The organism is Mucilaginibacter limnophilus, from assembly GCF_004005815.1.
GTDB lineage: Bacteria > Bacteroidota > Bacteroidia > Sphingobacteriales > Sphingobacteriaceae > Mucilaginibacter > Mucilaginibacter limnophilus.
This window is the reverse complement of sequence record NZ_SACK01000001.1, coordinates 979,908-994,740: the sequence shown is the minus strand read 5'-3', so window position 1 is coordinate 994,740 and position 14,833 is coordinate 979,908. Positions and strand designations below refer to the sequence as shown.

The 14,833-nt window shown below is 41.3% G+C and carries 14 protein-coding genes; 12 read left to right on the top strand and 2 right to left on the bottom strand.

Features of this window, described 5'->3' with window-relative positions; genetic code table 11:
- Positions 1 to 62 precede the first annotated feature (62 nt).
- The 7 genes from EOD41_RS04080 (at position 63) to EOD41_RS04050 (ending at position 7,822) form a co-directional block, all read left to right on the top strand.
- The gene (locus EOD41_RS04080; protein ID WP_127703487.1) at positions 63 to 1,241 is read left to right on the top strand and encodes an acetyl-CoA C-acyltransferase; all 1,179 of its coding nucleotides are present in this window, start codon (positions 63 to 65) and stop codon (positions 1,239 to 1,241) included.
- Between the two features lie 5 nt (positions 1,242 to 1,246).
- On the top strand, positions 1,247 to 2,158 hold the full coding sequence (locus EOD41_RS04075; RefSeq protein ID WP_127703486.1) for a hypothetical protein: 912 nt from the start codon (positions 1,247 to 1,249) through the stop codon (positions 2,156 to 2,158).
- A gap of 100 nt (positions 2,159 to 2,258) precedes the next feature.
- The gene (locus EOD41_RS04070; RefSeq protein ID WP_127703485.1) at positions 2,259 to 3,746 is read left to right on the top strand and encodes a POT-type proton-dependent oligopeptide transporter; all 1,488 of its coding nucleotides are present in this window, start codon (positions 2,259 to 2,261) and stop codon (positions 3,744 to 3,746) included.
- A 50-nt stretch (positions 3,747 to 3,796) separates the two neighbouring features.
- On the top strand, positions 3,797 to 4,528 hold the full coding sequence (locus tag EOD41_RS04065) for a polyprenol monophosphomannose synthase (protein ID WP_127703484.1): 732 nt from the start codon (positions 3,797 to 3,799) through the stop codon (positions 4,526 to 4,528).
- Positions 4,529 to 4,637: 109 nt separating this feature from the next.
- A complete protein-coding gene (gene ruvB / locus EOD41_RS04060) occupies positions 4,638 to 5,660 on the top strand; it encodes a Holliday junction branch migration DNA helicase RuvB (protein WP_127703483.1) in 1,023 nt (340 codons plus the stop codon).
- 133 nt (positions 5,661 to 5,793) lie between these two features.
- On the top strand, positions 5,794 to 6,873 hold the full coding sequence (locus EOD41_RS04055) for a Gfo/Idh/MocA family protein (protein ID WP_127703482.1): 1,080 nt from the start codon (positions 5,794 to 5,796) through the stop codon (positions 6,871 to 6,873).
- 82 nt (positions 6,874 to 6,955) lie between these two features.
- Positions 6,956 to 7,822 carry a polysaccharide deacetylase family protein gene (locus EOD41_RS04050; RefSeq protein WP_127703481.1) on the top strand — a complete coding sequence of 289 codons (867 nt, stop codon included), beginning with the start codon at positions 6,956 to 6,958 and terminating at the stop codon, positions 7,820 to 7,822.
- A 75-nt stretch (positions 7,823 to 7,897) separates the two neighbouring features.
- Here the strand turns inward: EOD41_RS04050 and EOD41_RS04045 are convergent, their stop codons facing one another.
- Together EOD41_RS04045 and EOD41_RS04040 are read right to left on the bottom strand one after the other, a co-directional pair.
- On the bottom strand, positions 7,898 to 8,125 hold the full coding sequence (locus EOD41_RS04045; protein WP_127703480.1) for a hypothetical protein: 228 nt from the start codon (positions 8,123 to 8,125) through the stop codon (positions 7,898 to 7,900).
- A 20-nt stretch (positions 8,126 to 8,145) separates the two neighbouring features.
- Entirely contained in the window at positions 8,146 to 8,514 is a 369-nt protein-coding gene (locus EOD41_RS04040) for a SpoIIAA family protein (protein WP_127703479.1), read from the bottom strand.
- Between the two features lie 154 nt (positions 8,515 to 8,668).
- Between EOD41_RS04040 and queG the strand changes: the two genes are divergently transcribed.
- The 5 genes from queG to EOD41_RS04015 all read left to right on the top strand — a co-directional run bounded on the left by queG (position 8,669) and on the right by EOD41_RS04015 (position 14,788).
- Complete coding sequence (queG, locus tag EOD41_RS04035; protein WP_127703478.1) at positions 8,669 to 9,631, top strand: tRNA epoxyqueuosine(34) reductase QueG; 963 nt, start codon at positions 8,669 to 8,671, stop codon at positions 9,629 to 9,631.
- Positions 9,632 to 9,764: 133 nt separating this feature from the next.
- Complete coding sequence (gene proB, locus EOD41_RS04030) at positions 9,765 to 10,841, top strand: glutamate 5-kinase (protein ID WP_127703477.1); 1,077 nt, start codon at positions 9,765 to 9,767, stop codon at positions 10,839 to 10,841.
- 1 nt (position 10,842) lies between these two features.
- Positions 10,843 to 12,093 carry a glutamate-5-semialdehyde dehydrogenase gene (locus EOD41_RS04025; RefSeq protein ID WP_127703476.1) on the top strand — a complete coding sequence of 417 codons (1,251 nt, stop codon included), beginning with the start codon at positions 10,843 to 10,845 and terminating at the stop codon, positions 12,091 to 12,093.
- Between the two features lie 487 nt (positions 12,094 to 12,580).
- Entirely contained in the window at positions 12,581 to 13,948 is a 1,368-nt protein-coding gene (locus EOD41_RS04020) for an NAD-dependent succinate-semialdehyde dehydrogenase (RefSeq protein WP_127703475.1), read from the top strand.
- 153 nt (positions 13,949 to 14,101) lie between these two features.
- A complete protein-coding gene (locus EOD41_RS04015) occupies positions 14,102 to 14,788 on the top strand; it encodes a TIGR02117 family protein (RefSeq protein ID WP_127703474.1) in 687 nt (228 codons plus the stop codon).
- Positions 14,789 to 14,833 lie beyond the last annotated feature (45 nt).

The window sequence follows — 14,833 nt, the reverse complement described above, 5'->3', positions numbered from 1 at the left end:
AACACATACAGCATTGTTATTACACGAGGCAATACTAAATTTGCTGTCAATAATTCCTATTTATGAGAGATGTAGTTATAGTTGCTGCCACGCGTACGCCTATCGGCAGTTTCGGCGGTAACCTATCGTCGTTATCAGCCACACAGTTGGGTGCCTTGGTTATTAAAGCGGCAATAGAACAAGCCGGCATACAGCCTAACCAGGTTCAGGAAGTATATATGGGCAATGTACTGTCGGCTAACCTTGGGCAGGCACCTGCCACACAGGCAGCAATATATGCAGGACTACCCTATCTGCCCGCCACTACGGTAAATAAGGTATGTGCTTCGGGCATGAAAGCCATTATGCTTGGCGCGCAAAGTATTGCTTTGGGGCAAAATGAAATAGTGGTTGCGGGAGGTATGGAAAGCATGAGCAATGTGCCTTATTACCTTGATAAAGCGCGTAATGGTTACCGTTTAGGGAACGGACAAATCACCGACGGCCTGGTAAAAGACGGCTTGTGGGATGTGTATAACGATTATCACATGGGCTCGGCGGCAGAGTTGTGCGCTTTGGAATGCAGCATTAGCCGCGAAGATCAGGATGCATATGCAATTGAATCATATAAACGCGCGCAGGCTGCACAGGCAGCAGGCAAATTAAAAACTGAGATTACCCCTATTGAGATAACAGACAAAAAAGGAAACACTACAGTAATCGATACCGACGAAGAACCGGCTACTGTTAAGTTTGATAAGATACCTACACTTAAACCCGTTTTTCAAAAAGACGGCACGGTTACAGCTGCCAATGCTTCGACGCTTAACGATGGTGCGGCAGCAGTAATATTAATAAGCTTGGATAAAGCCAATGAACTCGGTATAATGCCACTGGCAAAAATCATATCATATGCCGATGCACAGCAGGCACCTGAATGGTTTACAACAGCTCCATCAAAAGCTATTCCACTGGCATTGCACCGTGCGGGTTTAGCTATTAATGATATTGATTACTTCGAGATAAATGAGGCTTTTTCAGTTGTTTCTATAGCAAACAATCAGGCTTTACAGATTGACCCTGCCAAAGTGAACGTAAACGGCGGAGCAGTTTCACTTGGGCATCCGCTGGGTGCATCGGGCGCACGTATTATTGTTACCCTGATTAATGTTTTGCAGCAAAACGGCGGTAAATATGGCGCAGCAGGTATATGTAATGGCGGCGGTGGTGCAGGTGCAATGGTTATTGAAAATTTGCGTTAATAGTGATGATGAAACGATTACCGCTTTTTTTCTTTACGTTGATTTTATCTGCATCGGCCTTTGCACAGCTTGCTAATCAAAGCACCAGCCAGTTACAGCTTTATGCAGATACGCTTAGTGACCTGGGCAAACAAATGGTGAACAACGAAAACGATTTGGAGCGTAAAAATGCCAATTATCAGTTCATCAAAACTCTTGTAAAAGCACTTAAGATCAACAACTCGTTCCTATACCCGTTTGATTCGTTAAAAACCATCAGCATACTTACTTCGCCCGACAAACGTTTCCGCATATTTAGCTGGCACGTGCGAAATAACGACGGCAGCTATCGTTTTTACGGCACCGTACAAATGAATACCGGCGGCCCATTAGTGATGCATCCGCTTGAAGATTATTCGCCTTTAATTAAAAACCCCGAAGATTCCATTGCCGACAATCATAAATGGTTTGGCGCGCAGTACTATAAGATAATTCCGGTACAGGCAGCCAATCCCTATTATATCCTGTTAGGTTGGAAAGGCAATACTGTAGAATCAACCAAAAAAGTAATTGAAGTATTATCATTTAAAAATAATAAACCCGTTTTTGGTGCGCCGGTGTTTGAAGGCAATGGCAAAAACTGTAAGCGAGTGGTTTTTGAATATACCCGGCAGGTATCTATGTTATTAAGATATGTGCCCGGCGAAAACTTGATTGTTTTTGACCACCTTGCACCCCCTGATAAAAAAATGGCCGGCAAATTTGATACATACGGACCTGATTTGAGTTATGATGGTTACAGGCTCAAAAATGGCAAATGGCAATTTGTTGAAAATTTAGATATGCGCAATGTAGCCGTTCCGGCCGATGAGTCATTTATCGACCCTAAAAAAGAAGCCGCTGAAGCAGCTAAGCAAATTCCTGTAAAAAATCAATAATTTAGCACCCGATTTAACTGAAAGTATATCTGTAACACTTTCAATATATCATTTTAATTTGCACGAATTATAGTATTTTAGCAAACCTCATAAAATTTAAATGGCAGAAACAGTAACCGCTCCGGCAGAAAAGGTGCGCATTCCGCGTAGTATTCCCTTTATTATAGGCAACGAATTTTCAGAAAGGTTTAGCTTTTACGGTATGCGCAGCATACTGGCCATCTTCCTGGTAAACCAGTTCTTTAACCCGCAACATGATCCTGCACTTACTGTAACCGCCGAAGCACAATCAAATTATTATAATCACCTTTTTTCTACCCTTGTATATTTTACTCCATTACTTGGAGCCATTATGGCCGACTGGTTTTTCGGCAAATACAGGGTAATATTATTTGGTTCTATAGTGTATACCTTTGGGCATTTCCTATTATCTCTATTTGACAAAAACCTTGACGGCTTTGTTGCAGGGCTTGTGGTAATTGCTATTGCGGCGGGTGGTATAAAGTCTTGCGTATCAGCTAATGTAGGCGATCAGTTCAACCACAAAAACCAGCACCTGATGAGCAGTATTTACAGCTGGTTTTATTTCAGTATAAATGCAGGCTCAACTGTTAGCATAGCACTTATACCTTATTTATATGAGCATTTTGGCGCCTCAGTAGCGTTTGGGGTGCCGGGTATATTAATGGCTGCTGCTACAATTATTTTCTTTTCCGGCCGTAAACAGTATGTGCGTGTGCCTCCAAGTGGTTTAAAAAGAGATAATCTGATCACCATAAGTCTACATGCTTTAACCAAGGGCGGCTGGGCTGCATCTGAAAACCGTTATGGTAAAAAACGTACAGAAGAGATTCGTTCAATATGGCGCGTATTGGCGGTATTTGCGTTCATCCCCGTATTTTGGGCTTTATGGGATATGAACAGCGCCGAGTGGGCCTTGCAAGCTGCTAAACTTGACCTTGACCTGGGTATATTTGGTATAAAGGTATTGCCATCACAATTGCAGGTAGCCAACGCTATTTTCCTTCTGCTGCTAATCCCGATTTTTAACTATGGTGTGTATCCGTTGGTTAGTAATCTTGGTATAAAACTAACACCATTACGTAAAATTGGCGCAGGCTTGTTTACCACAGGTTTAAGTTTTGTGATTATCGCGCTGATACAAATTGCCTTGCAAAATGGTCAGCAGCCTTCTATGTGGTGGCAAATACTTGCCTTCGTTGTGCTTTCAATGGGCGAAGTAATGGTGTCAATCACCGGACTGGAATATGCTTACACACAATCACCGCCGTCAATGAAAAGTACCATGACAGGATTGTTTTACTTTACTTATTCGGTAGGTACGTTCTTTACCACCCTTCTCAATAAAAACATTGCTGATAAAGGCTTTTTCTCAGAATTATTAAGTGATCAGGCAAAGTATTTTTGGTTCTTTGTAGCAGTAATAATGGTGTTCTTCGTGATCTTTCTATTTGTGAGTCCTCGCATCAAAGAACATAGCTATCTTGCTGATGATACTCTTGCTGAAGGGTTGGACATAAAAGGAGATAAAACGAACGAAATTCATCCGGATAATCCGATTGTTTAAAAATTTATGTTGCTTTGCATACTTTTTTAAAACAATAGCGTTTACCTGAAGTGCCCGATAGCATAGTCATTATACCAACTTATAACGAAAGGGAAAACATTGAGCGCATGATACGCAAGGTGTTTTCTCTTCCGCATGATTTTCATATTCTTATTGTTGACGATGGGTCGCCCGATGGTACCCAATCTATAGTTGAATCCCTTCAAATAGAGTATCCCGACAGGCTTTTTATGGAAAAGCGTAAGGGAAAACAGGGACTTGGTACGGCTTACATTCACGGGTTTAAATGGTGTATTGCCCGCCTGTACGATTTTATTTTTGAAATGGATGCTGACTTTTCACACAATCCAAATGATCTTCTTCGTCTGAGGCAGGCTTGTATTGATGGCGCTGATGCGGCAGTTGGTTCACGCTATATAAAAGGTGTAAATGTGGTGAACTGGCCCATGAGTCGTGTATTAATGAGCTATTTTGCGTCGGTATATGTACGCATGATAACCGGTATAGACATTCAGGACTTTACCGCCGGCTTTATGTGCTATAAACGTAAGGTGCTTGAAACGGTACAACTGCATAAAATAAAGTTTGTAGGTTACGCCTTTCAGATCGAAATGAAATACACCGCCATTAAACATGGCTTTAAAGTAGTTGAAGTTCCCATAATTTTTACCGACCGTACCGCCGGCGAATCAAAAATGTCAACACGTATCTTCCGCGAAGCGTTTTTAGGCGTTATACAGATGCGCATAAACAGTATCTTCAGGAAGTATCCGGAGGGGTGATAATTTCGGATTTTCAATTTCGGATTGTTTAAGCGTGTAATTAAACCAATTAAAATAAATTCGATATCGAACAGTCGAAATTCGAAATCAAATACTAATTTCGTTGGTAATGAATGAGCATCTTGATCCGGCTCCGGAGCGCCTCACATCTACCGAACGTGATATCGAAAAAGTATTGCGTCCGCAGGTATTTGAGGATTTTACCGGTCAGCATAAAATATTAGCCAACTTAAAAATATTTGTACAGGCGGCACGCCAGCGGGGCGAGGCGCTTGACCATGTTTTGCTTCACGGCCCGCCGGGATTAGGAAAAACTACCCTTTCGCATATCATTGCTAATGAAATGGGGGTAGGTATCAAGATCACATCAGGACCGGTATTGGATAAACCAGGCGACCTGGCCGGATTGCTTACCAATCTTGAAGCCGGTGACATTCTGTTTATTGACGAGATACACAGGCTTAGTCCGCTGGTTGAAGAATACCTGTATTCGGCGATGGAAGATTTCAAGATTGATATTATGCTTGAAAGCGGCCCCAATGCGCGTTCGGTACAAATCACTTTGAATCCATTTACACTGGTAGGTGCTACCACACGGTCAGGACTATTAACAGCACCGTTACGAGCCAGGTTCGGTATAAATGCACGGCTGGAATATTACGACGCAAAGTTGCTTACTACAATCCTGCTGCGCTCAGCATCTATATTAAGGTCGGAAATATCAGAAGAAGGCGCTTATGAAATTGCACGCCGAAGCCGGGGTACGCCACGTATTGCCAATGCTTTGCTTCGCCGCACACGTGATTTTGCGCAGATAAAAGGTAATGGAAACATTGATGCTGAGATATCGCGCTATGCACTTAACGCCTTAAATGTTGATGAGCATGGCTTAGACGAGATGGATAACAAAATACTGGCTACCATTATTGATAAATTTAAGGGAGGCCCGGTGGGGTTAAAAACCATTGCAACGGCTGTTGGCGAAGATGAAGGTACCATTGAAGAGGTTTACGAGCCATTTTTGATACAGGAAGGCTTTTTAATGCGCACCGCCCGCGGCCGTGAAGCTACTGATAACGCGTATAAACATTTAGGAAGAATAAAGCACGGCGGAAATCCGTCGTTGTTTTAAGATATTGCTTATACGTATGTCATTTCGACGAGGTACGAGGAGAAATCTTCTGTCATACGCACATGCGCTTTCAGAAGATTCCTCCCTACGGTCGAAATGACATTTTGAAACAATACGAACCAACTACCAAATTATGAAACTAAAATCATTACTAATCATTGCTGCATTGCTCACCACTCTATCAGCATCGGCACAAAAAACATTAAAAGTGGTTGTTGCCGGCCTTACGCACGACCATGTGCATGGCATATTAAACCAGTACGGCAAAGGCACAGTTGATATCATCGGCATTGCCGAACCCAATCAAAAGCTTTGGGACAAATACAGTAAGTTATATAACATTCCAAGATCACTATTTGCGACCGATTTAAAAAAGCTGTTATCAACTAAAAAGCCTGATGCTGTTTTAGGTTATAATGCCGTAGCATTGCATATTGATTTGGTAGAGATTTGCGCGCCCCTGCATATCCCGGTGATGGTTGAAAAACCACTTGCCGCCACGCTTGATCAGGCAAAACGCATTAAAGCACTGGCTGATCAGTATAAAATCAAAGTACTCACCAATTATGAAACCACCTGGTATGCATCATACAAAGAAGTATATGACCTTACGGCTGCCGACAGTGTAGGCACCATTCGCAAGATGGTGGTACATGATGGCCATCGCGGTCCAAAAGAAATTGGCTGCAGTAATGAATTTTTAGAGTGGCTTACTGACCCGGTGTTAAATGGCGCAGGCGCGCTTAACGACTTTGGCTGCTACGGTGCCGACCTGATGACGTGGCTGATGAAGGGACAAAGGCCAACTGCTGTAACAGCAATTGCACGACATTACAAACCAAACGTTTACCCAAAAGTTGAAGATGACGCTACTATTTTGATTGAATACCCCACAGCAACCGGTCAAATTGAAGCGTCATGGAATTGGCCATTCAATATAAAAGATCTTGAAGTATTTGGCAGTACGGGCTACCTGCACGCTTTCGACGGTACAAATCTGCAGGTGCGTTTGAAAGAAAATAGCAGCATAACCAAAAAGTCAGCACCGCTTGCCGAACCAACTAATGATCCGCTAAAATATCTATCTGCTGTGTTAAATGGCTCGTTGGATGAAAGTAACGATCAGGCATCACTTCAATATAACATGATTGTTATGGAGATATTAGACGCCGCAAAGCGTTCGATCAAAGAGGGTAAACGGATAGAATTATAACCCGAATTTTTATTTCATTATTTCGATACCGGTCATTCAAATTATATTATTTTAGCCGCCGTTAAAATACTTTCTTATTTATATGTTTAAGCAATATATCGCTGCATTATTACTTGGTGCTACAGCCCTTTCATCATGTCAATCAATTTCAAATAGCGCAAACGCTGATACGGCAAAAACAACTACTACCGCTGATACAACATCAAAAGAAGCTTCTACGGCAAACCTGAAATCGGCTGATGCTGCAACGATTTTATCTCGTCCGCAAATACCGGTGTTGTGTTATCACCAGATACGCAACTGGTTGCCGAGAGATTCAAAAGTTGGTAAGGATTATATTGTTGAGGTAGACAACTTCAAAGCGCAAATTAAAATGTTAGCCGACAGCGATTATCATACTATTCTGCCTGATCAATTATACGATTACCTGGTTTATGGCAAAGCGTTGCCAAGCAAGCCTATCATGCTGACTTTTGATGATACTGATATGGATCAGTTTACCATAGCAAGGCCGGAGCTAAAAAAGTACGGCTTCAAGGGGGTGTACTTTATAATGACAGTATCTATTGGTCGTAAAGGTAAATTTGCTGATTACATGACTAAGGAACAGATCAAACAACTTTCTGACGAAGGAAACGTAATTGGAAGTCATACTTACGACCATAAGAACTTCAAAAAGTATCAGGGTGAAGATTGGGAAACACAAATCGATAAGCCTACCAAAAAGCTGGAAGAAATAACCGGTAAAAAGATAGAGTATTTTGCTTACCCATTTGGTTTGTGGAATGCCGAAGGTATCCCGGAATTAAAGAAACGCGGATTTAAAATGGCTTTCTGTCTTGCTGAAAAACGCGATCAGCAAGAGCCGTTATTCACCATACGCAGAATTTTAGGCAGCGGATACTGGAGCCCTAAAACGTTGCATAATAGCATTAAAAACAGCTTTTAATTTAGAATCAAGAGCCAGGAACCAAGATATTAAAAACAAGTCTTGATTCTTGGCTCTTGACTCTTGATTCTCCCCCTAAAGGTTTTCCTCTTTTGGCCCGCCGTCTTTGTTTGAAGAATCACGTTCCTCTACCGGTGGCCCCGGATCTCCGCTATCGTTGTCTGGTGTTACAGTTTCTACACGCTCATCATCAGGCTGTGTTTGTTCGGTAGGTTGATCGCCCTTGGCCAGATTACCACCATCGTTCTCTCCTATCTGATCTTCTCTCGGATCAGTATTTTCGTTTTGATTTTCTGTATTCATAGTTATAGATAAATTTCATTCTAATTTTTTGCAGATACCCATATAACCGCCTCATCCAGTTTATTTAACGGAAAACCTTTTGATTTGCCTGGTATAAAAAGTCTGAACGCGCTGCTAAACCAGGCAACGCCTTTCTGATCAGTTACTATAGCAATCTTTTTCCATTTGCCGTAATATTTTAATCCTGCTTTTATATCCTGCAACAATGCACCCGCTGTAAAGTTTCTAATGTTAGTTTCTATTATCAGCAAATAATGTATCGCTCCCTGCTTATCAACAAGTTCACGTAAACCCGGTATCAATACCTTTTCAATATCCTCTTTCCTTACCTCATCTACCGCATGTATCCCCAACACATGCTCCGGCATATCACCAATTTTTCTTAACATTCTAAAGTATCTTCATGTATCACATATTTGGCTTAAAAACAAACTTTATACCATATATTAAACTGCTGCGAAATTTTTTTAACTGTATATAGGATTAAGTTGGATTATTTTATGTAGTATCTTTGCATTACAGTATAGTGGTATAAATTGTTTAATGAACAATACAGCAACATATAGCAGGATAATTAAGGAAGAGGCAAAAAACCTCGGCTTCCTGTTTTGTGGTATTGCTAAAGCAGAATTTCTTGAAGACGAGGCTCCCCGGCTTGAGCGCTGGTTAAGTAACAACATGCACGGCGAAATGCAGTACATGGAAAATTATTTCGACAAGCGGCTCGATCCGCGTTTATTGGTTGATGGCGCCAAGTCGGTGATTTCATTAGGACTTAACTATTACACAACCGAACTTCAGCATGACCCCTCAGCGCCAAAGATTTCTAAATATGCTTATGGTGCCGATTACCACCACGTTATAAAAGATAAACTAAAGCGGCTGATGGAGATAATTAACGAACGGATTGGCGAAGTTGGTGGTCGGGCGTTTGTTGATTCGGCTCCGGTGCTTGACAAAGCCTGGGCTAAAAAAGCCGGTATGGGTTGGATAGGTAAAAACAGCAACCTTATTAACAAAAATGCAGGATCTTTCTTTTTTTTAGCAGAACTTATAGTCGATATTGAGTTGGAATATGACATTGAACCTACTGCCGACCATTGCGGTACCTGCACACGCTGTATTGACGCCTGTCCTACCGACGCTATTGTGGGGCCGTATGTTGTCGATGGTAGCCGTTGCATATCTTATCTTACCATTGAACTAAAAAACGAAATACCCGCTGAGTTTACTAATAAAATGGATGGCTGGATGTTTGGCTGTGACATTTGCCAGGACGTATGCCCATGGAACCGTTTCTCGGTATTACATAATGAACCAGCCTTTCAACCCCACCCCGAATTACTTGGCATTAAAAGCGCCGATTGGCACGACATTACAGAAGATGTTTTTAAAAAAGTATTCCAGAAATCGGCTGTAAAACGAGCCAAATTTGCCGGACTGAAACGTAACCTTGATTTTTTAAGGAACGGATCCACAATGGAAAAAACCATAGAAATTGTTTAAATTATATCATTTTCATAAGTTTTTACTATAAATAACCAGTTATTGGCAACTAATCGTTATTTTACTATTATTTAACACGCATTTAAGATAGAAAAGTGTTAATATTGCTTAATTTCTACTTATTTTCGTTGAAATGCCATTCAATTATCAAAGAATCGTTATAAAAATAGGCTCAAACGTGTTAACTAAAAGTAACGGACTGCCAGACAATGAACGCATTACCCATTTGGTAGAGCAGATAGCGTCTATCAAAAAACAGGGTAAAGAAGTGATACTTGTTTCATCGGGTGCTGTTGCTTCCGGTCGTAGTTTGATTGCTGTTTCTGATAAATGTGATGCTGTTGCCTCCCGTCAGTTACTGGCTTCTATTGGCCAGGTGAAACTGATCAACACCTACTCTGCCCTTTTCGAAAAATTTGAGATGCTGTGCTCGCAGGTGCTGGTTACTAAAGAAGATTTCAGGGACAGGCTGCATTATCTTAACATTAAAAATTGTCTTGAAATTTTATTGCAGCACAATGTATTGCCGGTTGTTAACGAAAACGATGTGGTATCGGTTACCGAACTGATGTTTACTGACAACGACGAGCTTGCCGGACTGATAGCTTCTATGCTGAATGCACAAGCATTAATATTGCTGACCAACGTTGACGGAATATACGATGGTGATCCTCGTAAGGAAGCTTCGAAAATCATAAACGAAGTAAACGGAAAAGGAGTTGATTTTTCAGCATTTGTTTCGTCGGGCAAATCACAATTTGGCCGTGGCGGTATGATCACCAAAACCCACATGGCGCAAAAGGTAGCTCAATTGGGCATAGCCGTACATATCGCCAACGGAACCCGCAACAATATACTTACAGATATACTGGAAAATAAAGCACCGCATACACGCTTTCTTCCGCACAAAACGGCATCTGGAAAAAAGAAATGGATAGCACATTCAGAAGCTACTGCTACCGGTGCTGTTGAGGTTAACGATGGTGCGAAAAGCGCGCTTTCTTCAAACAAGGCCACAAGTTTACTACCTGTTGGCATAACCGCAGTAACTACTGATTTTAAAAAGGGCGATATTATCAAGCTGATAGATGAAGCCGGTCAACTGGTTGGACTTGGCGTTGCCGAATACGGATCAGATAAAGCCCGGGAAAAACTTGGACAGAAAAATCAAAAACCTTTAGTGCACTACGATTACCTTTACCTGCAATAACATGAGCTACATCCATTATTTTGAAGAAGCTGTTGCTGCGGGCAGAGATATCACGAAACTAACGGACGCGCAGATTAACAAGGTCTTACTTGAAGTAGCCGAAGCGGCAATTATTCAAACTGATAGGCTTCTGGCAGAAAATCAAAAGGACCTGGATCGGATGGATGCAGCCGATCCGAAATACGACAGGCTGAAACTCACTGACGACAGAATAAAAGGCATTGCTGCGGATATTATCAGTGTTACCAAACTTGATAGTCCGCTTGACAAAGTACTTGATCAGAAGGGCTTAGATAACGGATTGCAATTAACTAAGGTGAGTGTGCCTTTGGGTGTTATCGGTGTGATTTATGAAGCACGGCCTAATGTTACTTTTGATGTATTTGCGCTTTGTTTCAAAACGGGCAATGTAGCGGTACTAAAAGGGGGCAGCGATGCTGATTTTTCCAATCGGGCGATAATCAAAATTATACATGACGTGCTTCAGCAAAATGGTATCAGTAGTAATGTAGCAACCCTGCTTCCACCTGAGCGTGACGCTACTCACGCCTTACTGAACGCAGTTGGATACATTGATGTATTAATACCCCGCGGTAGTCAGGGATTGATCAATTATGTTCGGGATAACAGCAAAGTACCGGTAATTGAAACAGGCGCCGGTATAGTACATACTTACGTGGATGAAACTGCAGATGTGCAAAAAGCTGCTGACATAATTTTTAACGCCAAAACACGCAGAGTAAGTGTATGTAACGCGCTCGATTGTCTTTTGGTACATTCGTCAAGACTTGGCGACCTATCTGCTATCGCTAATCCGCTTGCATTAAAGAACGTTATTGTATATGCTGATGAAGCATCATACAGCGAGTTAAACAGTAAATATCCGGCAGAGCTACTTAAGAAAGCATTGCCTGAGCATTTTGGTACCGAGTTTTTAGATTATAAGATGGCGGTTAAAATAGTTAACAGCCTTGATGAAGCTATTGATCATATTGCACGGTACAGCTCCAAACACAGCGAGGCAATAGTAACCGAAGATGATGCTAACGCCACCACATTTTTAAAACAGGTTGACGCGGCAGCTGTATATGTAAATGCATCAACCGCCTTTACCGATGGCGCTCAGTTTGGCTTAGGTGCCGAAATAGGTATCAGCACACAAAAACTGCATGCACGGGGCCCAATGGCGTTGCAGGAGTTAACAAGTTATAAATGGCTCATTAAAGGTACCGGACAGGTACGTAACGCTTAAAATAAAAACGGAGTATTAAATAAATAATACTCCGTATGCCTTTCAGGGGACAGTATTAACTATAACAAATAGTTCACTGCAGCAACCACAGAAATAACTACAAGTATTACTCCTTGTAATTTTTGCTCAACTGTCAGGTGGTTAATCGTTTCCATATCTCACTATAAATTAGGGTATAACAAAGCTATAAGCCTGCATTTTTTTTGCAAGATGTTAAAACACTTTTAGGAATATTTTAACAAAAAAGTAACGCTGTTTTTATACTGAATAATTTTGCAATGCATTAATATTAAAAATGCAATAAATGTGTTGTGACATTGAAATTCACATATTGCGGATAAGGCAAAAAATGCCTGCTTTTAACGTTGACAAACTACTTTTTCGGATTTTTTTGCCCATTTACTAAAATGAACCGTAAACAATACATTTAAAAATCGAAAACTTTTTTAAGTGCAAAATTCTTCCTTTTAATAAGAGCATATTTACCATGGACATTTTTTCAGTAAACCCATCAAACGGAAAGACAATAAAAAAATATACCTCGCATAGCGACAAGCAGGTAGAAAAAAAGATAAAGCAAACACATACAGCCTGGTTAAACTGGCGCAACTCGCCGCGTGCCGAACGCGGCCGCCTGCTTAAGGCTATGGCAAGTGTTTTACTTGAACGTAAGGATGAATTGTCAAATCTAATGGCGCTTGAAATGGGTAAGCCGCTTAAACAAGGTATAGCCGAAATTGAAAAATGCGCAGCTGTATGTGAATATTATGCTGCAAACGCTGCAGACTTTTTAAAAGACCAACTCATCGAAACCGATGCAAGGAAAAGCTTCGTAACCTTTCAACCGCTTGGAATTGTATTGGCTATTATGCCGTGGAATTTTCCTTTCTGGCAGGTATTTCGGTTTCTGGCCCCTGCCCTGGCTGCCGGTAATTGCGGACTGTTGAAACATGCATCAAACGTACCCGGCTGCGCGCTGGCTATTGAAGATATTGTAAAGGCGGCCGGATTCCCGCAACATGTGTTTCAAACGCTGTTGGTTGGCAGCGATAAGGTTGATGCCATTATTGAGAACAAGCATATACAAGCGGTTACTTTAACAGGCAGCACAGGCGCGGGGCAAAAAGTAGCGCAAAAAGCAGGTTCGCTTATTAAAAAAACAGTTCTTGAACTTGGCGGAAGCGATGCATATGTGGTGTTGGAAGATGCCGATCTGGAGTTGGCTGCTGAAACTTGCGTAAACAGCCGTTTGATAAACGCCGGACAGAGTTGTATTGCCGCCAAGAGGTTTATTGTGGTTAAAGAAGTAGAAAAAGAATTTACCCGTTTATTTGTTGAAAAGATGAAAGCCAAAAAGATAGGTGATCCGTTTGAGGAGGGAGTTGACGTTGGTCCACAGGCCCGTATTGATTTACGCGACGAGCTGCACCAACAGATTAAGCAAGCCATAAAACAAGGTGCTAAATGTGTGCTGGGCGGTGAGGTGCCGAAAGGAATAAATGCTTTTTATCCACCAACAGTTCTTACAAAAGTTAAAGAGGGTAATATTGCTTTCGAAGAAGAACTATTCGGTCCGGTAGCTTCGATCATTTCAGCGAAGGACGAGACTGATGCTATAAGACTTGCAAATAAAAGCGTATTCGGGTTGGGGAGTGCTGTGTTTACTAAGAATATATCGCACGGGGAATTGATAGCCTGCACGCGTCTTGAAGCGGGTTCATGCTTTGTAAATTCACAGGTAAAATCTGATTCCCGTTTGCCTTTTGGGGGTATCAAGCAATCCGGCTATGGTCGAGAGCTCGGGTTGTTTGGCATACATGAATTCGTTAATATCAAAACGGTGTTTATTGCCTGATTTAAATTGGTAAGTAGTTATCTGAAAACTTTAGTTGAGTTTTATAAATTATTGAAAATAAGATTGTATTAACTAATAGTTACATGCCATTGGCCAGCAATTATTTGTTGTTAGCGGTAATTGTATATCTTTAAACACTTACCCTTATTAGTTTTGAAACAGTTTATCAGCATTGTAAGGATACTTTCTCGGATAGTTCTCTGGTTTATTATTATTGTAGTAGTTTATCTTCTTGCCGCATTACTCCTGTCTGTTATTCCTTTAAAAGCGGAGCCCGAAACGGGTAACGACATTGATATATTTATGCTAACTAATGGAGTACATACCGACATTGCTGTACCAATAAGAGATAGACAAATCAATTGGGCTGATGAGATTAAATTTGACTACACCGCAGGCAAAGACACAAATGCCCGTTATGTGGCTTTAGGTTGGGGCGACCGTGCATTCTATCTGGAAACACCAACGTGGGCCGACCTTAAATTCAGTATAGCTTTTAAAGCCGCGTTCGGGTTGGGGCGGTCGGCTATTCACGCTACATTTTATAAGCAACTGCGCGAGAGTAAGAACAGTGTCAGGATCAAATTAAATAACAAACAGTATCACAGGCTAATAGATTATATCAACAAAAGCTTCGTACGAGATAAAGAAGGACACATTATCAACATTGAAAACAAGAATCCTGCTGTTGACTTTGACGCTTTTTTTGAGGCTAATGGCAGATACAGTATTTTCTATACATGTAACACATGGGTTAACCAGGCTTTAAAAAGATGTGGACAAAAAGCCTGTATTTGGACACCGTTTGATAAGGGATTATTCTATCAGTACGGAAAGTAGTAAACCACTCCTATCACATAACGGTCAAAATCAACTGCATGCCAT